We start from the raw sequence: 26,410 nt of genomic DNA, 5'->3' as shown, positions 1-26,410 counted from the left end.
TCGTTGCCCGCGTTAGTGTTAACGCGGGCTCAATGACTTTCTCTTGCAATGACTCTCTATTGCAATAACACTCCGTAATAACGCACTATCTAACTAGCAATTCCGACTGTTCCTTCTCAAACTTCATCTTGGTTAGGTATAGGTTCACTTGCTCGGTATAACTGTCAATATTCACATCTACCATCTGATCTACGTTTAAAAACCTCTCCGCATATTGCTTATAGACGCCTGTTTCTAGAAAAAGAACATACAAGTCTGGGTCGATATGGCCAGTGGTGGCTAGTTGGGTCATTATTGACAGTGACTCTTGTAAATTTTTAGCTTTTTATATGGTCTATCGTTGGCAGTCAGTGCCTCAAAAATGTCAGCAATCGCCATCACTCGGGCTTGTACCGACAATTCACTTCCTTTTTTACCTCTTGGGTAACCTTCTCCGTCCATTCTTTCATGATGACAACCGGCAATCTCAGGGACATTCTTCATATGTTCTGGATACGGTAGTTTGTCGAGCATAACGATGGTTTGAACAATATGATTATTGATCACGAAGCGCTCCTCTGCCGTTAACGTCCCGACTCTCACGCTTAAGTTGTACAGTTCCCCCCTATTGTATTGATATTCTCCCGGAACGAGATTGAATGCTTCTTCCCACGTATCTTTAGGGTTATGCCCCAAAGGCCATGCGACTTTATGTACCGATTTATCCGACAACATTAACTCAGTAACGGGTAAGGGTTGAGAAGCGTCGCAACGCTCTTTTTCGACCCACGAAATACCGATTTGATCGTCTATGGTTCGTTGCCAAGTTAACTTAGCGATTCTTTGTAACCGATCAGATTTAAGATCGTTCATAAATTCAGACCCAATATTACACTCCGCAATAAAGGCAAAATCATAATCTAAGCTGAGCAATGTTTTGTCTCGTCTGAGTTTTTCGAATGCCGCGTCTGAACCTTGCGAGACCGCTTTCCAATAATCGGTATGGGCTTGCTGTTTCAACAATTCAAATCGCATACGTATTTCGTGTATTCTGTCGTAGTTTGTTTCTAGTTTTGTGGCTTTATCAACCACGTATTCTGGCGTAATGATTTTTCCGCAATCATGCATCCAAGCGCCAAGACTCAGTTCTTCCCATTGTTTACTATCCATTGAAAAGTCATGGAATTTCCCGTTATCTTCCGCTGCAGCTAATGTCAGCATTTCCGCTAGGGCTGGTACTCGTTGGCAGTGGCCTCCGGTATAAGGAGATTTAGTATCAATGGTCGATGCGAGTAGCTCTGTAAAGGCATTAAGCATGTCTTTTTGTTGTTGAATCTGATCGATATTCTCTTTTGCTATCGCCGCAAAATTAAGTAACTCACTTAAGAAATCATGCTTTTCTCGCTGTAACTTAGTGGCTGCGCGCTCATAACCTAAGGTAAGCACCCCTACCAGTTCTTTGTCTCGATTAAGGAGAGGAAAGAAGTAAAGATCTGAATTATGGAAATGCAAAAGATATGGCTTAAGCAATTCATCCTTTTTATTAAGATGAAAGACCTCGCCATTTTTAAGTTGGGAATGCATCAATGGTGCATTGGCTAGCAGTGTATTCATATCTACACGCAACGGGATGATCGCATGATTAACGGTAACATCAAACTTCTTGGTTTTTCTATCCCAAGTAGACAAAATGATGGTTTCAGCTTTCGTAACGATATAACTTTGCTTTGCAATATTTTTGGCCAGAACACTAAAATCTTGGTTACTTGCCGTGTCTTGTAACAAGATAATCAAATCATGTAGCGTGTGTTCCATCAACTCAACGGAAAGAGAAAGATCGTTCACTTCTTTTATCATGCTACGAGAGTAATTAGACTTAGTAAAAACAAACCGTCTTATGCTTTCAGCTTGCTTGTTTAAGCCATCTAAAGGCTCGGCAATACGCTTTGCCACGTATCTTACGATCAAAGAACAAGCCATGAGCATGAGTAAAGCCATCATGAGTTGTTTGTCGCGCATCGAGAGCAGATCTCTCATAAGGTCATTTTGCGGCGTTGCTTCAACTAAGTAGAGTTCAACGCCATCGGTTAATTGCACCGGCGTTAAAGCAACAGACCAAGCAAGGCCATCAACTTCTTGGGTATCGTAACCCCCAGTTAATGCCGTTTCTTTTAAAATGCCACTAAACACGCTGTCGGCAAGTGTTAACCTAATATCTTGGCTACTGCCTTTTTCACCCAAATCAACCTGATGGCTCGCAAGTGGATGAAACTTCTTATCAAATAACAGGAGTTGACTGCGCTCTGAATAAGCCAATTCCATTATTTTTTCAGATAATCCTGATAGCGAAAAATCTGCGGCGACTACGTGGCTATCATCAATAGAACGTCGCACAAAGGTGACGCCCGAATCGTTTAGCCAATAAAACCGATAAGGTTCGGTTAAACTTATTTTTCCGCCATTTTCTGCTTTGCTGTACCAAGGCCGAACTCTAGGATCATAGTTATTATCGTATTGAACGTTCGCACTGATTACATTCATGTTTGGATCATAAAATACGGCTTCGTTCCTCCCTTCTAGATCCGTATCTCGAAATAACATCGTCGAGCCTTCAGGTGCTTTAAACTGCTTAGCAACAACGGGGTTAGAAAGTGGACGATAAAGCGTAAAGCGGCCTTCGTTTGAACCATAGTAAAGAGCGACCAAGCTTTTGTTGCGGTTAAAAAGTAAATCGATTGATGACAGCCAGCCACTTTTTTCCGCTAAGTCCGTTTGGTGTGAGATAAACGAACTCATCGCCATAAAATCAAGTGTCGTCAAGACAGGCGCAACTTGCTGTTTAAACAACGTTTGAAGTTTTAGGCTATTTTCGTTACTTAGCTCGCCGGCCGTCCCCTCTAAAAGTGTTTGAGAGTGCTGATAGCTAATCGTGATCAAGCTGACCCCAATCGCGGTAACGAGTGCTAAAAATAGCGTCGTAATATGTATACTAAGAGGGTAGCGCTTCTTCTTTCTCATTATGAACATCCTTGCTCTACAACTGACACCCTAAAGTATTGATCGCATAACAACTTATGCAAGCAATTGTTGAAAAAAGAACCAGATCTCACGGGTTATATTCAATTTATTTGATATAAAGACCGAATCACCCAATCAGCGCCTCACACGCTGAACAAGTTGGTCAGTAAATATCAGCCGCTTCACGTAAATAACTCAGCATTAAAGTGCGGTAGGATCGCAGCGCTAAGACATATTGCCGGTGAAATTCGTTTGAATAATTCAGACCTTAACCTAGAAATCTGTTAAAGTGCTCGACCACAAACTCAGCAGCCATACCCAATGCTGCAAATCATTAGGAAAATTGAGTGACCAATAACGATATTTTACGCCGCATCCGCTTTACTTTCGATTTTGACGACAAAACCATGATCGATATTTTTGCTGCTGCCGAGCACGAAGTAACCCGTGAGCAAGTTTCAAATTGGCTGAAGAAAGACGAAGACAGCGCATTCGTTGCTTGTACTTATACGGAATTGGCGATTTTCCTAAATGGTCTGATCAACACGAAACGCGGTAAGAAAGAAGGTGCACAACCAGCGCCAGAACAAAACTTGACTAACAACATGATATTCATGAAGTTACGTATTGCTTTGAATTACAAAGCAGAAGATGTGTTAGAAATCATGAAAAGTGTTGATTTCGAAATGAGCAAGCACGAACTTAGTGCCTTCTTCCGTAAGCCAGAGCACAAGCATTACCGCGATTGTAAAGCTCAAATTCTTCGTAATTTCTTGAACGGTATTCAGCAGAAATTCCGTCCGCAAGACTAGTTTTTCAATGTACTGAATAGATAAAAAGCCAAGCTAACGTGTTCAGCTTGGCTTTTTTGAATCGATTTGATAATTTTCCGTACTCAAAAGCAGTGCTTTCGTTCTAGATAGCAATCACGAATGTGATCGATAAGTGCTTGAATTCGCTTAGCGGGCTTCCGAGTATAAGGATAAACTGCGTAAATACCGACTTCTTTTCCCACGTGATCGGATAACACTTCAACTAACTCGCCACTTTGCAGTTCATCGTAAACCAAGCATGTCGGTAAATAAGCCAACCCATTACCTTTTAATGCTGCTTTTTTCAGCGCGGCCGAGTTGTCGGACGAAAAGTTGCCATTCACTTTAAGAATGTAAGTGTCACTGTTGCGTTTAAATAACCAGTCAAACGTTCCACTGCTAGGATGCGTGTAACCAAAGCAGTTATGACGCAGCAACTCGTTCGGTTCCGTCGGGCATTCATGTGATTCAAAATAGCTCGGCGCACCGCATATCACCCAACGTGAGTTAAATATATAACGAGGCTGTAGAATTTCTCCTCGCCCGTCTCAATTCTGATCCTGCCGCCATTTCATCACGATATGAACTTGAACGCACTAACTCCTTGTGATCTAATCTAAATTATTCGCCACAAGACACGGTTATGCCCAACTTCAAAACCGATTACTCGAACCAAAACATGTTCGTCCCTATCATCATCGATGAACAACTCATCCCCGGAACTATTGAGTATGCGATTTCCCACATTGTCGATAACCACCTCGACCTCTCGCCCTTTGATGCGCACTACCACAACGACAAAAACGGGGCGGCGGCTTATCCACCCTCCATCATGCTTAAGGTTATTTTTTACGCCTATTCCCTCGGCATGTTAACTAGCCGACGCATAGAAAGAGCCTGCATCAACAATGTCACTTTCATGTGCTTAAAGGGCGACGAGCGACCACACTTCACCACTATCGCGGCTTTAATGGCACAAATGAAGGACACCATCGAACCACTGTTCACTCAGGTTCTCATGATATGCGATGAACAAGGCCTAATAGGCCGTAACATGTTTGCTATTGATGGCTGTAAAATTTCATCCAATGCCAGTAAGGAATGGAGTGGCACACACGAAGAGCTTCGCCGTAAAAAAGAAAAACTACAGCGGGCGAGCCAGCGAATTATCGAGCGTCATCAAAGCCAAGATTCGCTCCCAAATGAAGTTATCGAACAAGACCTAAGACAAAAACAAAAGCTTGATAGCAGCGCCGATAAAATAGGTTCATTTCTGGCGAGCACTAAAGACAAATTGGGCAGCAGTAAAAAACCCGTAAAAAGCAACATCACGGACAATGACAGCGCTAAAATGACCACCTCAAAAGGTACGATTCAAGGTTATAACGGCATCGCCATCACGGATGACAAGCACCAAATTATTTTACACAGCCAAGTGTGGGGAAGCGTTGGTGAACAGCAAACATTAAAGCCTGCAGTGCTCGCTTTGAAAGAACAATTAGAGAAGCTACCCAACAGCTCAAAGCGCACCACCAAGTTCACCGCAGACAGCGGATTTCATAGTAAAACCAACCTCAAGTTCCTGTCTGAGACTCCTTATAATTGTTACATAGCAGACACTGGATTTCGCAGCCGTAATCCGCTGTTTCAAAACAGTGAAACCTATCAGACCGAGCAAGCGAAAAAACGAAAGAAACGCTCGAAAACAGGTAAAACCTGTTACTCCATTTCTATGTTCGAGTTCAACCAAGACGACATGACTTGCCGATGCCCTGCAGGAAATATGATGCGGCTGAGCAGCAAGAACGCCGTCATCCGTGGAGAGCGTGGTGCTCAGTTTTGTGGATACCTAAACGACTGCAGACAATGCGTTCATCAACCGCTGTGCATGAGAAAACCGCCTGGCAAGCAAGTCGGTCGACAAGTCTTCTTCATCTACAAAAACACCAAAGACTTTGACCACATGCAAGCCATGAAAGACAAGATTGATAGCCCAGAAGGAAGGCGGCAATACAGTAAACGGCTTGGGTGTGTTGAACCTGTTTTTGGCAACATCACCGTCAACAAACAGATGAATCGATTTACGCTAAGAGGACAAGAGAAAGTGAACGCCCAATGGGCGATGTTCAGCATGCTTCACAACATGGAAAAGCTACGGAATTGCATCATCTAGAGGGTAAAACCTCTAAAATCAGCGAAAAACCCAAATTAACTCTCATCCTGTCGCTCTATCTTTCCTTACCATGATAAAGGCCGCTACCATCGAGCAGTATTTACGCCGTTGCCAGTAGGATTAATGACGATAAAAACATGGGAAATCGGTGAAAAATCGAGAAATTCTACAGCTTCAACGAGCAATTAAGCTCGAATCTTCCAAATAACCGGTTCGAATTACCAAGTCATAATTTCCAGCCGATAAGTCAACGAAGTTATTGTCCATCGACATGTCTATCGTAAGCCCTGCGTGCTCCATACAGAAGTCGGAAACCGCATCTGCGAGTAACAATTCCCCGGATATGGTAGGAACTGACATTTTGATATGGCCAGATAGCGCTTCGTTATAACCAGTAACCGCGTCAAAGGCCGATTGAGCCAATGAATTAATCCCTTTTGCCCGATAATATAAAACTTCACCGGCTTCCGTTAATGAGAGCTTCCTAGTGGTTCGATAAAGCAACTGAACCCCCAAATCACTTTCAAGTTTACTCACACGCTTACTGACCACTGATTTTGTAATGCCGTTCAGATCAGCGACTTTACTAAATGAGCCCTGCTCAATCACTTGAGTAAACATAGCTAAATCATCAATATGTGGCACGCGATACTTCCTTGGTTAAATCACTGATTCTAATTATACAATAATAGCCAAAAGGCAATAACCCTAAGATTATTGCCTTTTATTACGTGACGCCGAGCTATCACTTTACAGGTTAGATCCACGCTCTAGGCTTAATATGCAACCTATTACCGCTAATCAACTACATATCATCGATGATAATGTAAGTCGCATAAACAGGCCCATGAACACCAACGACTTTAATCAGTTCAATGTCTGCGGTTGAGCTTGGACCAGAGATAAAATTAACACACGAAGGAATACGCTCGCCCGCATCCGCTTTACGGTGTAAGTCGGCCGTAGCCTGGGTTAAACGAGCGAACAACGCACTTTTAGGTACCACGAAAATAGACGCTTCGGGTAGCAAGCTTACCGCCCGGCCTTGCTTTGGTTGACTATAAAGTACCATCGTTCCTGATTCTGCCAACGCTTGTTCAGCAAACACCACGCCAACTTTAGCTCGTTCAGCCAAAGTGATATTGCGCTCGTAGCCTTTGTTTTTATCCCAAACATTGACTTCATGATCGAGATTATAAAATACGTTGCCATCAATCAAATCGAGTAGACGCTCATCGGCTGATAATAAAATTTCTTGCCTGCCCTTGGCCTCTTTCTCACAATAATTTATGCACTCCATCCGCAGCGATTCCGAAAGCTGCGCTTTGGTCGTCACTAACGCGTTCGCCCCCAGAGCGGTTTGTGTATAGTCGACAAGCACCTTCTTAAGCTCATCTTTAGTACAAGAGGCCAAAACTTCATGATGGCAGTTATGCTTCAGCTTTGGTCTGGTTACTTTCTGCGTAATACGATCTCTTTGAAGCTTATTGGCAATATTGTTTAGAAACGACTCACGGCTATGAATTCGTGATGGTTGAGCATTCAAATTCGACATATTGATTCCTTACTCTTTCCACTTTCGGTTATGGGCGCGTTTTACTTACGGTTCTTAAACCAACTTCTAAATGATTCACCATCAGGCTCAGGTAGGTCACGGGCTTGTGTCCACTCACTGATCGCACCAACATTCACTGGCAATTTGCCGTCTTTAATAATGTAACCCGCCATTCTTGCGCCAATTTTAACCGTGGTATCCCAAAGTATCGGTCGTGCATTGGTAAAATTGAATGCGCCGGCTACCGCTCGCTCGCTGATTGGGGTTAGCTTTTGCTCTGCCATTTTTTGACGATGTTTCAATAACAGATCAGATAACGGAATCTTAACCGGGCAAACATCATGACAGGCTTTACATAAGCTGCAGGCATACGGAAGGTCTTTAAAGTCATCATATCCACCTAGCAGAGGTGACAACACCGCACCTATCGGGCCCGAATAGATTGATCCGTAAGACTGACCACCAATATGACGATATGCCGGACAGGTATTAACACACGCAGCGCAACGAACGCACCGAAGGATATCTTTAAATTCAGACCCCAATATGTCTGATCGTCCATTATCAACGATCACCAAGTGGAATTCTTCTGGCCCATCGCAATGCTCGTCTTCTCGTGGCCCAGTCAAAGCCGTGACATACCCCGTTAATGGGATCCCTACTGCACTGCGGCACAGTAAGCTGATCATAATGTCCAGTTCTTCAAAAGTGGGAACAATACGCTCCATTCCCATAACCGCTATGTGCGTTTTAGGCAGGCTGGTCGCGAGCCTTGCATTACCTTCATTGGTAACCAAAGAAATAGAACCTGATTCTGCAACAGCAAAATTGCATCCTGTGATGCCAATATCCGCTTCCAGAAAATCATGACGAATGTGATTACGAACAAAACGTGTCATTTCCTCAGGGTCATCTCCCCCTTGGTAATTAATCTTGTCTTTAAATATATCTCGGATCTGGGCTCTGTTTTTGTGCAGCGCTGGAACCACGATATGCGATGGCGGATCGCAATCATCAACTTGTAAAATGTACTCTCCTAAGTCGGTTTCCACCACTTCACAATCGTTGCGTTCTATCATGGCATTAAGGTTGATTTCTTCAGTCACCATGGATTTTGACTTAACGACTTTTTTGGCCTTTTTTTGCTTAATGATATTTTCTACATAGTCTGTCGCTTGCTCAGAAGTTTGAGCGAAAAAAACATGGCCGCCGTTTTTTTCTACGTTGTCGCTTAATTGCTGCAAGTAGTAGTCTAAGTGTTCAAGCACATGGTTACGGATATCCATTCCCATCTCTCGCCATTCTTCCCAATTGCCCAACTTATCAGCGGCAATTTGTCGGTTAGCAAACATACGCTCTTGAGCATTCGCGACAGATTGACGCATGAACTCATCTTTCATTTGTACATTGATGCGCTCACGAAATTTAACATCACTGGTTTTCATCGACATATTGCTTCCCCTTCGTTAACGGCTCATCAACACATCAACAATGTGCAGTACTTTAATAGGCTTACCTTCACGCGTTATACGCCCCGCAATGTTGATCAAACAGCTGATGTCGGCGCCAATCAAGTAATCCGGCTCTACCTGAGAAATATGCTGTACCTTCTCTTTCACCATTTCTCCGGAAATTTCAGACATCTTCACTGAAAAAGTGCCACCAAAGCCACAACAGGTTTCTTGATTCTTTATCGGTAGTAGCTCTAAGCCTTCAACATTAGAAAGAAGCTTTATTGGCTCTTCTCGTACGCCAAGCTTACGGATTAAACTGCATGATGGATGATAGACTCCGCGACCTGCCAGTTTTGCGCCTACTTTTTCGACGCCAATTTCGTTAACAATAAACTGAGTCAATTCATACAAACGATCGGCAAGTGCTTGAGCTCGTTCAGCCCAAAGCGGTTCGTCTGCTAAATATTCTGGGTACTTTTTAATGGTAGCTGCGCATGAGCCTGCTGGTGTAACAATGGGGTATGAGTTCAACTCGAATGCTTCAATCATACTTTTCATTGCAGGCTTACTTCCTTCAATGTAGCCACTATTTAGTGATGGTTGCCCACAACAGCCTTGTTTCTCAGGAAAGATAACCTCGCAGTTCAACTCTTCGAGCAGAAGTACCGATTTTTTGGCTACTTCCGCCTTTACCGTGTCACACAGACACGTTGCGAAAAAGTTCACCTTCATATTATTGCTCCCAGCGCGCAGCGCGCTCAATTTTTTAGAAAAAGCTAAATTTAATATCGGCGGTTTTCCGCTCTGGTTGTTGAATCTAGATTTGCTCTGTCTAGGTTTATTAAATTTAGCGATAATTTGCGTACATTTAGCAGAAGTTAAAGCGCGATGCTGACCACACCAACAATCACACCGTACAGAATCATAGGAATAACCGTTCGTTTGATGATGTATCCTTCTTGATTAGAAATACCAAGAATGGTTGAAACCGCAATGATGTTGTTAATGCACACCATGTTACCCATAGAGCCGCCAACCGATTGCAGAGCTAACACCACATTTTGTGACAGTCCAACCGTTTGAGCGATCGTCTGTTGAATACCACCAAATGTTAGGTTTGAAACCGTGGCTGAACCAGAGAAAAAGGCTCCCAAGGCTCCAAGGTAAGAAGCAGTTAGTACCCATTAAGTCTGAAAACGCGCGCCCAGTCGTCATGATTGGCGAGCCTTCGCCTCCCATCATCATGAACTTGACCATAATCAGGGCACCAATCAAGGCAATAAACGGCATCTTGATGCGACTGCCTGTTTCGGTAAATACTTGCTTTACTTGTTCTTTAGGCATTTTGAATATCCATACAGAAATCATTACAACCAAAAAGAACGGGATAAGTGCAGGCACATACAGTGTTTTGTATGCCCAAGCCGTATCGGTTTGTAAAATGTTGCTTAACTTGATGATCAAAGCCTGGCTAACGCTTAGATCTGCAAACCCAAGGTTTAGCGAAAACAATGGCGTTGAATCAGTCAGCAGGCCTTTTATTCCAAGCTGTTGGATACGTGTCACAATGAGAATACCGATAAGCATAAGCGTAGGGCTCAGAGCCTTAATCACTTTTGCCATTGGCACTTTCTCGACAGGTTCTAGTTCTGTCCCAGATTCTTTTTCTAGGCCAATTTTGAAACGTGCAATCACTATCGATAAAGACATACCAATAGCACCGCCTATCAATGACGGAAATTCATAATTCCATTGTGCGAACAAAAAATAAGGAATGGTACAAGACAGCACGCTCAACTGGATGAACAAAAAGTTACGGCGTATCGTAGACCATGAAACAACAAAGCTTAGCGCCACAACGGGAATAATGAAGGCAGCAACGGAGTGCATTAATGCCGACAATTGTCCAACTTCCAACAAGTCAGCGTCAGACAAACCCAACCCGCTAAATCCAAACCACGTTGGTGTTCCAACCGCACCAAAAGACACAGGTACAGAGTTCATTACAAGCGCTAACATCGCGACTCGGAGAGGGTTAAAACCTAAGCCGACCAAAATTGGGGCGGCTATTGCTGCAGGAGTACCAAAACCAGACGCACCTTCAATCATAAAAGCGAACGCCCAACCAATGATCATCAACTGCGCAACCTTGTTACGACTGATCCCTTCCAACCATTGACGGATAACCGCTTCAGCCCCGGATAATGCAATCAGTCGATTAAGTAAAATAGCGCCCGCTATTATTGAGATCGGAGTAATTGCAGACAGGCTCCCTGAAACTATATTGGCGATCAATAACTGACTATCAACACCAAAATAGAATATTTGAAATATTCCCACCAGCAGAGCACTTATTGGCAGTGCATAATGTGATGGTAGTGCATTCCTTTTTGTCATCATCCAAATGAGAAGCAATATCGGTACGACAGAGATAACTAAATTTAACATTCTTCCATTCCACCTTATTCGTAGAGGCTAAATAAATATTATTATGTAGGTAAGTAATTATTATTTTGGTCGTTATATTTTTATTTTCTGACCTTATGTGGAAGTCATTGTAAACACGGTGTAACAAATGACCATCACTTATTTACCAAGCCGTTACAGAGCCTTTTGGCTATTCGTGAGAAGGATCACATACAATAAAAGAGGTTAATACCATTAGTCATTAATTAACAATAAGTTAATTGTAATATCACTTAAGCTAACATGGCCATTGTTCTACATTTGGAAACAATGAATGTCCTAATTCGACGCAATTGGTTGACTAATCAAAACAGTTATTATGTGTAAAATACACCAACAGGTAACACTTAGCGGATAAACTTGAACGAGAAAGGCAGTAAAAAGTGACTAGACATCAAGATATCGATGCGGGTTAGGGTAAATTTTAACTCAAGCAACTTATTCATAACATGTCACATATTGCAATGAATTTTGTTATTCCCTTCAGATAAAGCCGAATAATGGGTAGGTAGAAAATATACAATGCGCCCTAATAATCTTCAGTTAGATTATTTATCTATCATCATCGAAATGAGTCTATTTATTTTTAACAACAAACATTAGGCTTTATTATTTTAGCTATGAAATCAAAACGAACAATTCAATGATACTAAATCCGATGAATATAGATGCCAATCCCTTCCAAAAGAGAAGCGGGTTTCGTTCATATAACGAACGTCTTTCGTTTTCTAATATTAAGGTTTGATTAGGCGTCGACAAGTCGGCAATAAATTCACTCATTGCTTGATACCTGTGTTCTGGCGCTGGCGCGCACACTTTTTTCAATACTGGATCCACCCACTCGGGCAAATCTGGACGTTGCAAACAAGCTGAATAATAGTCCCAGTTTTGATGCCTCGCTCTTCTCAAAGACTGCGTTGTCGTCAATTTATATGGCAGTTTTCCAGTTAGCATTTCGTAGCAAATAACACCAATAGAGAACAAATCGGAAACGTACGTGGCCTTATCTCCATTCAAATATTCCGGAGCAATGTATTTGGCATCCCCCATTGGGATTTCTTCTTCTAATACCGACAAATTCGCATCTTTATCCATGGCTTGCTGCTCTTCAAATGCAGCAACACTCATTGAGCCATAATCTATCACCGTGACTTGTCCTTCACGGTCGACCATTATATTTTCTGGTTTTAAGTCTCGGTGTACCATGCCCATTCTTTGCAACTTTCGGCACGCTGTGACCAACGAAGCAATGATAGTTCTAACCTGCTCTAGCGTAGGTTTTGGGTTATCATACATCCACTGTCGTAGCGTTATGCCCGTTAATGGTTCACACAACAGATACAAAAACTTTGCGTGATTTGGGCTTGGGTATACTTTCATAAACTGCGGGTGATCCAACTGCCTACCAACCCAATACTCATGTATGAAGCTGCCCAGATAATTCATATCATCGACCATGCTTGGTGACGGAGCTTTCAAGACCATAATTCGTTCTGACAGTAGCTCTTTGACTTCATAAACATAGCTTCTACTCCCAGCGTAAATCACGTTTAATACGTGAAATCCATCCAGAGTTTGCCCCACTCTTAATGCCGGGGGAATAGCAAATTGACCAAGCTGAGTTTGCAGTTCAGCACGGCTACTCTCTGGCAGCTCATTAACCCCCACAAACAACGCACTGATGTTATCTTTGCTGCCATTCTTGAGTGCCAAAAGCGCCAATTGTTTTGCCGCTAATTCTGGGTTTAACGTTTGTTTGTCGACCAACTCAAAACATTGAGCCTGAATTTCTTGGTGCGAATTGAAATCGTGTACCCCATCCGTAGTCAGCAAAAACCAGTCGCCTTCTTTAATTGGCAATGTTTGATAATCGATATTAACGGTGTTATCCATCCCTAAAGCTCGAGTTAAAAAGGTCTGGCTGCCCATACCAGCCCGCACATGATCTCGAGTGAGTAATCTAAGCTCATCATCACGATACAAATAGATACGTGAATCCCCAACATGAAAAATATGAGCAGTATTGGATTTAATAACGATAGAACTGAATGTAGTCACGAGCCCATTGTGCTTCAGTGGCTGCTTTATGCCTTGACCGTACAACCAATAGTTGGTCGTGCTGAGTACTTTCGTCGCGGAGCGTTTAACGCTCCAACTGTTGGGGGTCGCAAAGTAGTCATTTACAAACTGAATAACACTCGTTTGACTGGCTTGTTGGCTCATTTCGCTGCAGCTGACACCGTCCGCAATACACGCGACGCAGCCTTTATTGCTTATTTCCTCATCAGAGTCCGGCAGGTGAAAAACCAACGCGTCTTGATTTTCGCGACGTTGGCCCGCATCGGTAAAACCGCCATAAAGAAGTGAAAGCGTGTTCGTTTCATTTATCTGTTGTTTTTCCATTGCCAACATCCTTGCCTGCGATGAACGAAGTGACCCTTAACTCAGTAACTGTCGAGTTAAGGGCTTATTGAGGTCTGTGTATTATCTCATTTAGAAATTAATCACACCTTTTAATGGGATACATCAATCAGGGTTACGCTACCATCATCGTTGACCTCAGCTATCTGCCCATTCGGTTCTTCCATAGCGGCCAGAGTAATGAAACCGAGTACTGCCGTACCTGCAATCACAAAGAAGAACGTCTGATAACTAACAAAGGAAAGAACCGTTAAGTAAACAACAGCCCCGACATTACCGTAGGCACCAGTCATACCTGCAATTTGACCTGTCATACGGCGCTTGATCAATGGAACTGTCGCAAAGACGGCACCTTCACCTGCTTGCACAAAAAACGAACACGCCATCGCAGCAACCACTGCCAGCCACAATGGCCATTGTGCGTCTACTTTACCCATGACAAAGTAACCAACAGCAAGGCCAGCAGTAAGAATTAACAGCGTCGGTTTCCGCCCGAATTTATCTGAAATCCAACCGCCCCCCGGACGAGACATTAGGTTCATAAAGGCGTAAGCAGAAGCAACCATGCCAGCCATGACTGGTGTTAATTCGAAGGTTTCAAGGAAGAACAAAGGAAGCATTGAAACGACAGCAAGCTCAGAACCAAAAGTAGCGAAATAAAGGACATTGAGTACTGCAACTTGCTTAAATTTATATTGGTGGATTTCTTCTACTGGCTCAGAGAACACCTTTTTATTTACTTTCCATACCTGAGCTAATTCATACAAATAAAGCGCACCAAGCAAGGCATAGACACTGTTCACAATCTCTGTACTTAACATGCCCACACCGGAAGGAGAAAGCTTCCAAGCTAATAACGCAAGGGCACCATACATCGGGATCTTCATCAACATCAGGAGAAAGAAATCCCCTTTCGAGGTGACTTCCATCGCGGTTAGGTGCGCTGGCTTAAAGTACGTCGCCCCTTTTGGTGTATCCGTTACATTCGCATAAAAGATAAACGAGAACACCAAGCTCATCATTCCGGTAACCCCGACGGCATATCTCCAGCCATCTTCACCACCAAATAGCAGAGCCAATGTCGGTAAAGTAAAGGCTGCAGCGGCCGAACCAAAGTTACCCCACCCCCCATAAATACCTTCAGCTGTCCCTAATTCATGATGAGGGAACCACTCAGAAACCAAGCGAATACCAACCACAAACCCTGCGCCAATAAAGCCTAACAAAAACCGTGCGATTGCAGCTTGAACGAAGCTATCTGCCAAAGCAAACATAAAACAAGGCAACGAACACAGCGCAAGCAAGGCCGAATAAACAATTCTTGGTCCATATTTATCCGTCAGCATGCCGACGACGACCCGTGCAGGAATGGTTAAAGCGACGTTAAGTATCAGCAACATTTTTATCTGTTCGGTCGTTAAACCCAATGTCGTTTTCACCATTTGAAGCATTGGCGCAAAGTTAAACCAAACAACAAAAGTGACAAAAAATGCCATCCAACTTAGGTGTAAAACTTTCATTTTCCCTTTAAAAGAAAATAGTGAGAATGATGTACTGTCCATAGTTTTTCCTCTCAATTCCAACGGTAATTATTTAGATAATGAAATTTGAATGCTTGAGCCTTGTTCACGAACGGCGAAAGTCTCCACTTTTAAATCCGGATCTTCAATACATATCCCTGTTTCAAGGTGAAAGTGCTGCTTGTATAAAGGGGATGCGACACACGGCTGCCCGGTTATTGACCCCATCATGCCCCGAGACAAAACATTCGCTTTACCGATTGGGTCGTAATTTGAAATCGCATAAAGCCCCTCTGTTCTTGCACAATAAAATAGCGCAATTTGCTGATCCCCGACCTTGGTACATACCCCTGTGTGTGGTATCAAGTCATCCTTGGTGCATACTGTTTGCCAATTAGTCATGAGTCATATCCTTATTCTACCGTTGATGCTGTACGTGTTTCGGCTTGAGCTTCCAATTGCTTGTCTTGCGCACCCGTATCACTAGGAGTCGTCACTGAGGCGCACGGTATTAGCTGCCCTCGTTCTTTCTTAAAGTTAAGAGCGTCATCTCGATCTTCACTGTTGATGAAGTGTTGGAAACGTTTTAGCTTTTCCGGATTTTCAATCGTTGTTTTCCATTCACATTGGTAATGCTCGATGTTAAACGCCATGTCTTTTTCTAACTCGGCAGCGAGCTTTAACTTATCTCCAATCACAACTTCCTTGAGGTAATCTAAGCCACCTTCTAAGTTTTCTAGCCAGACTGACGTGCGTTGTAAACGATCCGCGGTTCTTACATAGAGCATCAATATTCTGTCGACATATTTAATGAGGGTTTCGTCATCCAGATCGGTTGCGAATAAATCGGCATGACGGGGACGCATTCCCCCGTTACCGCATACAAAAAGATTCCAACCTTTATCTGTTGCGATGACGCCAATGTCTTTTGATTGCGCTTCTGCACATTCACGCGTACAACCGGACACCGCAAACTTAAGTTTATGAGGAGAACGTAAGCCTTTGTATCGATTTTCTAATTTAACGGCAAAGTCCATGCTGTCTTGTACACCATAACGGCACCAAGAACTGCCCACGCACGATTTGACCGTCCGTAAGGATTTGCCATAGGCGTGGCCGGTCTCAAAGCCAGCGTCGACGAGTTTGCGCCAAATGGTTGGCAAGTCGTTTAATTGAGCGCCAAACAAATCAATACGTTGGCCGCCAGTGATCTTGGTATACAAACCAAACTCTTGGGCAACTTCGCCCAACACAATGAGTTTTTCGGGGGTCACTTCGCCCGCAGCAATACGAGGCACAACGGAATAGGTACCATCTTTTTGCATATTACCTAGGTATAAGTCATTGGTATCTTGAAGCTCCATGTGTTTATTTTCTAACACATAATCATTCCAGTAAGACGCCAAAATTGAGCCAACTGTTGGCTTACAAACGTCACAGCCTAAGCCACTACCGTGTTGAGCTAATACATCATCAAATGACTTAATTTTATTCACACGAATAAGGTCACTTAGCTCTTGGCGAGAATAAGCAAAGTGCTCGCAAACATCGTTACTCACTTCCACACCGTTTGCGGACAGTTCAGCATCAAGCACTTGTTTCGCTAATGCAGAGCAACCCCCACAGCCTGTTGAAGCATTTGTCGTCTGTTTTAGCATCGACATATCGGTACAACCATCAGCGACCGCTTGCTGAATGTCTTGCTTGGTTACATCAAAACACGAACAAATGACCGCGCTGGCCGGCAATGCCTCGACGCCCAAGCCAACCGGTTCGTCTGAATCAAGTAGAGGAAGGATCAGGGTTGAAGGGTTGGCAGGCAAATCCATATCATTCAATTTGAGCTGTAACAATGACCCATAAGCTTCTGCGTCGCCAACCAACACAGCTCCTACCAATTTTTTGCCATCTTCAGAGACAATAAGGCGTTTGTAAACCTGAGTAATTTCATCATGATAAGTGTAAGACTGAGCACCGTCCGTTTTATCGTGTACTTCACCAATGCTTGCAACATCAACGCCCATCAGCTTGAGTTTTGTGCTCATATCTGCGCCCGTAAACGTCGGGGCATCTGCGTTAGTGATGGCTTCCGAAGCAGCAAGTACCTGCTCTACCGCCACTTTCGCCATTTGATATCCCGGTGCGACCAACCCGAAAATTCTCCCCTTCCACAAAGCACATTCGCCCACCGCGTAAATGTTAGCGTCACTGGTTTGGCAATAGTTATCTATCACTATTCCACCGCGTTCTCCTATTTCTAACCCACACGCTCGTGCCAATGCATCTTGGGGTCTAATTCCGGCTGAAAACACCACAACATCGGTTTCTAAAAAGCTACCGTCCGCAAAATTTAGACGATATCGGCTCTGTTCACCTGCAATAATCTCAGTGGTTGCTTTTTCGGTATGCACTTGAACGCCAAGATCTTCAATCTTTCTTCGCAACAAGGCACCGCCACCTGCGTCCAGTTGAACAGCCATTAAGCGAGGCGCAAATTCAACAACATGCGTTTGCAACCCGAGGTTCTTAACTGCATTCGCAGCTTCTAACCCAAGTAAGCCACCACCTATAACAACCGCACTTTTGCTGCTTTTGCTCGACACTTCAATGGCATCCAGATCATCAAGTGTTCGGTACACGTGACAATGACTCTGGTCACTTCCAGGGATCGGCGGAACAAAGGGGGTCGATCCGGTAGCGAGAACCAAAGTGTCATACTCTTCAACCAATCCATTCTCTGTCGTGATTGTTTTTGTTTGCGTATCAATGTTGCTGACGCATTCGTTCACTAAGTAACGAACGCCTTGTTCATCGTATTTCTCAGGTTTTGCCATCGCCAAATCATCGGCACTTTTCCCTGTGTAATACGACGTAAGCTGGACCCTATCGTAGGCCAAGCGAGACTCTTCTGAGAACGTCATTACTTCGATATTTTCTGGTTTATTCTGCATTAACGTGTCGATAAATTTATGGCCAACCATGCCATTCCCGACCACGACTATTCGTTGTTTGCTCATATTGATTCCCTTCAAGCGACATTTACTCATGTAATAAGTAATAAATTTAAGATCTGAAATCATGCTTGCAGCTGCGATCGCATGTACCACATAAATCGCACCCCATGAGAGTTCAGATAAGGCGTTATGCCGTTAGTTTTAATTGTTCTGTTTTCTGCTCATCACTCTGGAGGTGCATTTCCAATGTGATGGTTTGTTGTTCACTCAGCGGGCCTAACTGGCTTAATTGGTTAGTTTCTTCGAGCCGTTTCATCTGCTCTGCTACGCTAACAACTTCGCCAATCACTATTAACGCGGGCGAGCGAACTTGATGCTGTTCTTTCAACTGAGCTAATTCGTCTAGACGGCCGGTGAATGTTCGTTGTTCTGGACAACAGCCTTTTTCAATTAAGGCAACGGGAGTCGAACTACTCATGCCAGCCTTGATCAAATTATTTGAGATGAGTTCAACCTTGCTCACCCCCATATAGATAACCAAGGTTTGGTTTAACTGAGCTAAAGCGCTCCATTGGATCTCTAAGTCTTTTTCGGCGTGTGCAGTGATGTAAGTACAGCCTTGAGCCAACCCTCGGTGAGTCAGCGGAATGTTTGAATAAGAAGTACAGCCAGAAGCGGCGGTAATACCCGGAACTACGTTTACTTTGATGCCATTTTTTGCCAAGCAAAGCATCTCTTCACCACCACGACCAAAAACAAATGAATCTCCCCCTTTAACTCGGCAAACCGTCTGACCTTGCTTTGCAGTTTCTATAAGAATTTGGTTTATTTCTTCTTGAGTTGAGCTGTGTTGCCCCTTAGCTTTACCTACGTATTTTTTAGTTGTGTCCGCTGGAAATAAGGCTCGAATTTCATGGCTAACTAGATTGTCATAAACAATAACGTCCGCACTTTGCATCGCATTTAGTGCGCCAAGGGTTAAAAGATTGGGATCTCCAGGGCCCGCCCCAACCAAGATGACTTTGCCTTGTTTACTCGAACTATTGGTTGCTTGAGAGCTCTTAATGCTTGCTAAGTTATCCATCATAGAACGTTCCTTGTATGCTCATATTTCAATCCGTTGATATCAACAGAGCAAGGACGATGCCAAATGGTAACTTTTTTGCAAAAACTATTTTAAAGTCACTATAAAACAGATAGATAAGGTTGAAACACTCAGGTAACTACCTTGTTATTATGGTTAATTATTTAGCAAAATTGGCCCACAAATGTTTCTTCATGGTGCGTCTTATTCCATTTCAGTGCACTAAACCAGTTTCCTTATGCACTATTACTACCTACGAAACACAATAAACACTAACAACTCTCTCTAAGTAACTGTTTTAAAAAAATTAATAATCACGATCATAAAATAACTAAATGTTGCAATTGAGTGGCTCGGTTTTTGCTGACTATAAAACTAGATGAAAATATCTGTGATCTCGCACAAGGATGGTAGAGATGAATGAGCAAGGATGGATTAAAACAACATGCGCATACTGCGGTGTCGGTTGTGGTGTTGAAGCGAAGCCCAACCGCAATGGCTTATTGGATATACGAGGCGATAAATCACACCCTGCAAACTTTGGGAAACTATGTACTAAAGGCATCGCGCTTGGCGATACCGTGTCTCATGAAGGGCGCTTACTTGAACCAAAACTAAGGCACGCAAGTCGCCAATTAGAAACACTCAATTGGGATAATGCTACTTCGCTCGTGGCCGAAAAATTCAGACGCACGATAGAAGAACATGGGCCGAATTCGGTTGCCTTTTACGTATCAGGCCAACTGCTGACTGAAGATTACTATGTTGCCAACAAGCTTATTAAGGGCTTCATGGGCACGGCCAATATCGACAGCAATTCTCGCCTTTGTATGGCTTCAAGTGTTGTTGGTCATAAGCGGGCATTTGGGATGGATACTGTGCCAGTCTGTTATGAAGATTTGGAACAAACTGATGTTGTGATCTTGACGGGCTCCAATCTCGCTTGGTGTCACCCCGTTTTATTTCAACGGTTACGAATAGCAAAACAAAATAACCCAAACCTGATAGTTGTGGTCATCGACCCACGAAAAACGGCCAGTTGTGACATTGCCGATCTCCATCTTCCTATTAACAGTGGTTCAGATGTTGCGTTGTTTAATGGGCTACTCAAGCACCTTGCCAGCAACCATGCATTAGACGCCAACTTTATCGAAAACCATACACAAGGATTCGATCAAGCCCTGGCATCGGCCGAACAAAATGCAAAACACCTGTGCCAGATAACGGGAATAAACGCAGACACGCTCAGTCACTTCTATCAATTATTTGCAAGGACCGAAAAGGTTCTGACCATTTATTCTCAAGGGGTTAATCAATCTTCTTCAGGCAGCGATAAAGTTAACAGCATTTTAAACTGCCACCTTGCGAGCGGGAAAATAGGTAAGGCGGGGTCCGGCCCTTTTTCGATAACAGGCCAACCCAATGCCATGGGAGGACGTGAAGTCGGCGCCCTTGCCAATACGCTCGCAGCTCACATGGAGTTTGATAACAACGAAGAGATAAATGCACTAAGCCGCTTTTGGGATGCTCCGTCGCTCGCAACGCAACCGGGATTAAAAGCCATCGACATGTTCGATGCAATGGAACAAGGAAAAATCAAAGCGGTGTGGATCATGGCGACCAACCCGGCAGTTAGCCTACCAAATACAGACAAGGTAATATCTGCACTGAAGAAATGCGACTTCGTCGTGGTTTCCGATTGCATTGAAGAGACAGACACCACTCGATTAGCCGATCTTCTTTTACCCGCCCAAGGCTGGAGCGAAAAATCAGGCACAGTGACCAATTCTGAACGACGAATTTCAAGACAGCGCAGGTTACTCCCAAGCCCTGGCCTCTCTAAACCCGATTGGTGGATCATCAGCCAAGTTGCGCAAAAAATGGGATTTGTTAGCGCTTTTAACTACCGTCATGAAGGAGAGATTTTCAGAGAACACGCAAAACTAACGGCGCTTAATAACCATAACGGACAGTCACGTGATTTGTGCTTAACGGGATTATCCGAGATTACTGATCTGCAATACTCACAGATGGAACCTCAGCAATGGCCTGTATTGGTGTTACAAACGAAAATAACGCACCAGCGATTATTTAGTGATGGTAGGTTTTATACCGATAACGGAAAAGCGAGGTTTGTCTCTGTAGAGTACCAAGCCCCTCAGTCAACAACCAGCAACCAATCACAATGGTTACTTAACACCGGACGGATTCGTGATCACTGGCATACGATGACTCGAACCGGCCTTTCGGAGCGCCTTGCTGACCACACCACCGAACCCTGTTTATCAATGAACCCACATAGCGCACAGATAATTGGGTTAGAAACGGGTGATATCGTTGAAGTTTCAAATGACAACGGGACAATCTTAGCCCGAATCGAACTTGACCTTAACATGGAAGATCATCAACTCTTTCTACCCATACATTGGAGTGCTAGGCACGCAAAAAATGCCAAGCCCTGTCGATTAATCGCGGAGTATGTCGATCCCATATCGGGTCAGCCGGAGTTTAAACATACACCGGTTAATCTGTGCAAATGGGTTTTCAAAAACGAAGCGCTATTTATGAGTACCCACGACTTAGATTTGTCGCGATTTGATTATTGGGTAAAGCAAAAAACCACCCACGGTTATCTGTATCGTATTGCGACTACACAAAATTCGATGAAATTTACTTCACAATTACTTAAGTTTTTAAATCATACCGATAACAAAATTCTGTCCTACTCAAGCCAGAATAAAAACGCTCAACATGTACGCTATGCATCGCTCAACATCCATCAAATTCACGACGTATTCATTGTTCAACCTCGGATTGAGAATAAGCATGTTGAATGGCTTTTGTCGCTCTTTGAGCCTCGCTCATTAATTGAGTTCGAAGCTAACTTCCTACATACAATATAGTAAGTATCCGGTGTTGATTAAAAAGCGGATCGCCATATTGCGTCACGATGATCTTGTCGTTTATCCGTCACGAACCTTTTCGTGCCTCAAATGGTGGTCTATAACTCTATATACTGATAGAAATTATCTATGACTTAAAAAACTATAATTTTGTTACTTGGCAGGTAAAAATCTTTTACACACCCATCAGTTGCTTCTTGCAAACTGATGTATGGCTTGTGTTTAAGGGAGGCTTAACATGCAATTTGGAAATCTCTCACTAAAAGCAAAAATCTCTTTAGGTACAGGCGTACCGCTCATTCTCTTAATATTACTTTCTTTCATCACACTACAAAGCTCTAATCGGCAAGATGCTTCTAGCAAAATGGTTGATCACACTCATAAAGTAATTGAGCAGGCGATGAGAATAGAAGGTGCCGCCGTTGATATGGAAACAGGTATGCGCGGTTTTTTGCTTTCCGGTAAAGACGAATTCTTGTCTCCCTACAATAGTGGTAAGCAAAGATTCCGTGAATTAGTAAGTAGCTTAAAACAAACTGTCGATGACAACCCAGCTCAGGTAGAACGTCTTTCTAAAATCCAATCAAACATTGACGAATGGATTGCCAACGTAACAGCGCCCGCAATTGAATTAAGGCGTGAGGTAGGCCGAGGACAAACCATGGATAACATTGCAACTCTGGTAGGTGAAGCAAGAGGAAAGGTCTATTTTGACCGGTTTAGAGGGCAAATCGCTGAATTTATTGAAATTGAAAGCAGTTTAATGGAAACAAGACAAGCGTCAGCATCAGGAGCTACCGCGTCAGCGCGTTATACCATTGTAGGGGGAACCCTATTAGCAATAATTCTCGGGTTTTCATTGGCATGGGCTGTCTTGAAAAGCATCTCGCAGCCCGTTGAAGCCGTTGCTCGAGGTCTAACAGCCTTGGCAAACGGCGATCTAACCACACAAATCAGTATTGACTCTAGAGATGAGCTAGGGCAAATGGCTAAAAATTATAACCAAGCAGTAAGTCGTACTCAACAAGCTATGAAACACGTTTATGAAACGACCATCGACGTGAGTAATAGATCAGAAAACATCGTTCAAGCCAACGAGAAAATGGCACAAGATCTGACTCAGCAAGCCAACCAAGTCGCTCATATTTCCAATTCAATTGACGAAATTGCTCTTAGCATACAAGAAGTCGCTCAACAATCCGCCAACGCGACATCCAGTGCACAAGACGCTGGGGTTAAAGCAAGCTCCGGTGGAAACATTGTTCGTAACACAATTAAAGGCATGAACGCTATCAGTGAAGCCGTATCTGCATCCTCCACTAGCGTTTCAGAACTTGGCCGTAGAGGAACCCAAATTGGCGATATAATCAATGTGATTAATGACATCGCCGAGCAGACCAACCTCTTAGCACTCAACGCTGCGATTGAAGCCGCTCGCGCAGGTGAAGCTGGACGAGGATTTGCAGTGGTTGCAGACGAAGTTCGAACATTAGCAGATCGCACCACAACGGCTACACAAGAAATAGCCAAATCAATCGAAGCCATTCAAAGTGAAACACAAATGGCTGTCGAACGAATGGAAAGCGGTACAGAGCATGTTAATGAAGGGATGACTCTCGTTACTCAAGCGGGTAAGAGCTTGGACGACATTGTCGCTGGCACTGACGTGGTTTCTGGCATGATAGATAGCATTGCTGCTGCATCCGAAGAGCAGTCTCAAGCCAGTGCAGAAGTCAGTAAAAATGTTATTTCTGTGTCTGAAGTATCTAAGAACGCCAATAGCCAAGCCAGCCAAACCGCTTCCTCTGCAAGGGAATTGGCTCAACACGCAGAGCAATTAAAAGGTTTGGTTTCACAGTTCACGCTCTAAAAAACGATGCCGCGTAGGAACGGTTGGCTAATCAGTGCTGATAAATAAAGCCACCATACATATATTTGGTGGCTTCCGCACCGAGAACGACCACTCGAGAGCCTTCTCTTAATCTGCCACTATGAATCAAACGAGAAAAGCTGCACCAAATCGCCGCTGAACCCAAATTCCCAACGAATTTCGCGTCATTAATGATTTTTTCGCGGGCAATGCCCGTCTTTTTTGAAAACTGTTTATCGATGTTGCCGCTGGCTTGATGAGGAATAATAAAATCAAATGAATCCAGATCATGCCCCTGTTCTGCTAACGCATTAATACTTGCCTCAAAGAGTGCTTCGCCATTGCGCTTAACACCTTGAGCATCATGTAAAAACTTAGCTTTATCTGATTGTGTATATACCGATTCAGACCCACCATCTAAAAACAAACCGGGGGATTTCCCCACCCCAATCTGCCCCATATACACGCTGCTGATTATTCCTCTTTGCGAGCCATCATCCGGGCCTAATATGACGCCACCAGCGCCATCTCCCATTTGAAGATAGTTCACGAGCTGTGCTTGGTTTAAAAAGTCCGGAGCATAATCAAAATAGACCGAGCCAGTTTCGCTACCAATTATCGCCACGGGTTGCTTTAAGCTTTCTAACCTAGGTAACGCAAACTGCAGGCCACTTACAAACCCTGTACAGGCTTGCCTCAGTTCGGCAAACAGACCGTCATAGTGCATTTGTTCTGCAACCCACGCGATACTTGGGGGCAATTGTGTGTCTGGCGTTGTTGTATGGCCAATTAAATAATCTAGTTCATTAACGTCCATTTCGGCATCTTTTAGACACTGCCTTAGTACCTCCGAAACCAATTCTGAGTTCTTTGGGCTCGGAGCACTGACCTTGGTCTCAATACTTCGCGTAAAGTGTCGTTGTTTCACCCCTAACCTTAAGCTAATTAATTTACCTAATCTGGCGTATTTTTTGCCAGAAAGCTCACCCAATGCCTTTAAAATCTGTTCTGTCGAAAGCGGTTGATGTGGAAACTGATGATTGCATGCCAACAATTTGGCTCTCATTGGCAAAAATGTCGTCCTTGTCATGATGTACTCCTAAAAATGGTGTCTCCTGAAAATGGCCTCGGCGGAAATGGGTTACTCCTGACACTGAGCTGTCGATTTTGTTGCGAAGATCCAATCTAGATCGACTCCAATTTGCTCAAATGCCTGTCGCTCACTGTTGAGTAATGCAAAGAGCTTCTCAGAAACAAATTGGCGCAGTTCATGCCATTTGGATTTATCAAACCCTAAGGTAATAGCATGTTGCTTAGAAAGGGTTACGTGTCGCGCTTCATCTTGCTTAATCATTCGGCACAGCAAAGTAAACGGATGGTCTACTCCTAGATGACTCTTTTCAATCGATACCATAATTCGACAAACCAACGCGTCCAAGCAGGCTATTTGAGCAAAATGTTCGGCTAACGTATCTTGGTGACCAAAGGCCATATAAAAACGCTGACTGCGTCTCTTCAATTTCGCAATATCTGATGGTGCCGCCAATTGCTGTTGCACAAAATCCAGCGCTTGTTCATGGTATTTCTCGTCTGCAACAATACCTTCAAACACCGCAACGGAAAGTTCAATCTCCTTCCTCACCCCTCTTTGATGTTCATTGTAAAACACCCACTGAGACGACTGTTCGCCACAAACTAGCAGTGGCAACAGGCGCGATAACGCGGCAGCATGACGTTCATCAAAAACGATATCTTGCTCTTTGAATTCGCTTAGCCACCGACTGACCGGGCTATTAGATGCAGATGCTGACGACAAAGGAACTGTCGGGAAACAAGGCTTCATCGCTTCTCCTTTTCACTATATCCATACAATAAAATGCGACGTTACTTAAAAGATACACACAAAAGTAGGCCGTTATCTATTATATGAACCGATCACCGTGCTTTTTCTTTCAATCTTCATGTTAAAAGCTAAAAAAACATGCCAGTAATATATTGTGAATTTCGCGTCGATAGCAGTGCATCTTTTCAGTTGTTAACAACTCACCTTTTAAAAACCAATACTTTCCTCTAAAAAGCGAGGTTTTCCAGCACGCAATAATACGATTATCCTCACACTTTCTAGCAAGCTTCAACTTTTTGGTTACACTTAATGTAATCGGTTGTACCAAGATTTATCACTACATAGCGTGGTTCAAACA

General features: G+C 43.6%; 15 protein-coding genes and 3 pseudogenes. 4 read left to right on the top strand and 14 right to left on the bottom strand.

Annotated elements, in window-relative coordinates; translation table 11 throughout:
* Window positions 1-85: 85 nt before the first annotated feature.
* A pseudogene (locus tag VTAP4600_RS23490) lies at window positions 86-2,997 on the bottom strand (HD domain-containing phosphohydrolase).
* Window positions 2,998-3,344: 347 nt separating this feature from the next.
* On the opposite strand from VTAP4600_RS23490, the gene VTAP4600_RS23485 reads away from it, so the two are divergent.
* Window positions 3,345-3,809: a YehS family protein gene (locus VTAP4600_RS23485; RefSeq protein ID WP_102525119.1), complete on the top strand. Its 465-nt coding sequence runs from the start codon at window positions 3,345-3,347 to the stop codon at window positions 3,807-3,809.
* 83 nt (window positions 3,810-3,892) lie between these two features.
* Here the strand turns inward: VTAP4600_RS23485 and VTAP4600_RS23480 are convergent, their stop codons facing one another.
* The gene (locus VTAP4600_RS23480) at window positions 3,893-4,324 is read right to left on the bottom strand and encodes a substrate binding domain-containing protein (protein WP_331813015.1); all 432 of its coding nucleotides are present in this window, start codon (window positions 4,322-4,324) and stop codon (window positions 3,893-3,895) included.
* Between the two features lie 128 nt (window positions 4,325-4,452).
* Here VTAP4600_RS23480 and VTAP4600_RS23475 point away from each other — a divergent pair, with 128 nt between their 5' ends.
* A complete protein-coding gene (locus VTAP4600_RS23475; protein ID WP_102525117.1) occupies window positions 4,453-5,982 on the top strand; it encodes a transposase in 1,530 nt (509 codons plus the stop codon).
* 177 nt (window positions 5,983-6,159) lie between these two features.
* Here VTAP4600_RS23475 and VTAP4600_RS23470 read toward each other — a convergent pair.
* The 10 genes and pseudogenes from VTAP4600_RS23470 to cobA form a co-directional block, all read right to left on the bottom strand.
* Window positions 6,160-6,627, bottom strand: a pseudogene (locus VTAP4600_RS23470) (LysR family transcriptional regulator); the annotation flags it as partial.
* A 160-nt stretch (window positions 6,628-6,787) separates the two neighbouring features.
* Window positions 6,788-7,537 carry a LutC/YkgG family protein gene (locus VTAP4600_RS23465; RefSeq protein ID WP_102525116.1) on the bottom strand — a complete coding sequence of 250 codons (750 nt, stop codon included), beginning with the start codon at window positions 7,535-7,537 and terminating at the stop codon, window positions 6,788-6,790.
* 41 nt (window positions 7,538-7,578) lie between these two features.
* Window positions 7,579-8,988, bottom strand: coding sequence for a LutB/LldF family L-lactate oxidation iron-sulfur protein (locus VTAP4600_RS23460; protein WP_102525115.1), 1,410 nt, complete (start codon window positions 8,986-8,988; stop codon window positions 7,579-7,581).
* A gap of 15 nt (window positions 8,989-9,003) precedes the next feature.
* A complete protein-coding gene (locus tag VTAP4600_RS23455) occupies window positions 9,004-9,723 on the bottom strand; it encodes a (Fe-S)-binding protein (protein WP_102525114.1) in 720 nt (239 codons plus the stop codon).
* 146 nt (window positions 9,724-9,869) lie between these two features.
* Window positions 9,870-11,439: pseudogene (locus tag VTAP4600_RS23450) on the bottom strand (L-lactate permease).
* A 636-nt stretch (window positions 11,440-12,075) separates the two neighbouring features.
* The gene (locus tag VTAP4600_RS23445; RefSeq protein WP_231897945.1) at window positions 12,076-13,860 is read right to left on the bottom strand and encodes a bifunctional protein-serine/threonine kinase/phosphatase; all 1,785 of its coding nucleotides are present in this window, start codon (window positions 13,858-13,860) and stop codon (window positions 12,076-12,078) included.
* A gap of 110 nt (window positions 13,861-13,970) precedes the next feature.
* Window positions 13,971-15,440 carry a NarK family nitrate/nitrite MFS transporter gene (locus VTAP4600_RS23440; protein ID WP_102525112.1) on the bottom strand — a complete coding sequence of 490 codons (1,470 nt, stop codon included), beginning with the start codon at window positions 15,438-15,440 and terminating at the stop codon, window positions 13,971-13,973.
* Between the two features lie 27 nt (window positions 15,441-15,467).
* The gene (nirD, locus tag VTAP4600_RS23435; RefSeq protein ID WP_102525111.1) at window positions 15,468-15,800 is read right to left on the bottom strand and encodes a nitrite reductase small subunit NirD; all 333 of its coding nucleotides are present in this window, start codon (window positions 15,798-15,800) and stop codon (window positions 15,468-15,470) included.
* 11 nt (window positions 15,801-15,811) lie between these two features.
* Window positions 15,812-18,415, bottom strand: a complete 2,604-nt coding sequence (nirB, locus tag VTAP4600_RS23430) for a nitrite reductase large subunit NirB (protein WP_102525110.1) — start codon at window positions 18,413-18,415, stop codon at window positions 15,812-15,814.
* Between the two features lie 124 nt (window positions 18,416-18,539).
* Window positions 18,540-19,439, bottom strand: coding sequence for a uroporphyrinogen-III C-methyltransferase (cobA, locus tag VTAP4600_RS23425; protein WP_231897944.1), 900 nt, complete (start codon window positions 19,437-19,439; stop codon window positions 18,540-18,542).
* Between the two features lie 404 nt (window positions 19,440-19,843).
* On the opposite strand from cobA, the gene VTAP4600_RS23420 reads away from it, so the two are divergent.
* Together VTAP4600_RS23420 and VTAP4600_RS23415 are read left to right on the top strand one after the other, a co-directional pair.
* On the top strand, window positions 19,844-22,339 hold the full coding sequence (locus VTAP4600_RS23420) for a molybdopterin oxidoreductase family protein (RefSeq protein ID WP_102525109.1): 2,496 nt from the start codon (window positions 19,844-19,846) through the stop codon (window positions 22,337-22,339).
* A 238-nt stretch (window positions 22,340-22,577) separates the two neighbouring features.
* Window positions 22,578-24,209, top strand: a complete 1,632-nt coding sequence (locus VTAP4600_RS23415) for a methyl-accepting chemotaxis protein (RefSeq protein WP_102525108.1) — start codon at window positions 22,578-22,580, stop codon at window positions 24,207-24,209.
* Between the two features lie 31 nt (window positions 24,210-24,240).
* On the opposite strand, the gene VTAP4600_RS23410 is transcribed toward VTAP4600_RS23415, so the two are convergent.
* The gene (locus VTAP4600_RS23410) at window positions 24,241-25,299 is read right to left on the bottom strand and encodes a 3-oxoacyl-ACP synthase III family protein (protein ID WP_197708680.1); all 1,059 of its coding nucleotides are present in this window, start codon (window positions 25,297-25,299) and stop codon (window positions 24,241-24,243) included.
* A 51-nt stretch (window positions 25,300-25,350) separates the two neighbouring features.
* Window positions 25,351-26,052, bottom strand: coding sequence for a hypothetical protein (locus VTAP4600_RS23405; RefSeq protein ID WP_102525107.1), 702 nt, complete (start codon window positions 26,050-26,052; stop codon window positions 25,351-25,353).
* Window positions 26,053-26,410 lie beyond the last annotated feature (358 nt).

This window comes from Vibrio tapetis subsp. tapetis (assembly GCF_900233005.1).
GTDB classification, from domain to species: Bacteria; Pseudomonadota; Gammaproteobacteria; order Enterobacterales; family Vibrionaceae; genus Vibrio; species Vibrio tapetis.
This window is presented reverse-complemented; position numbering and strand designations above follow the sequence as displayed.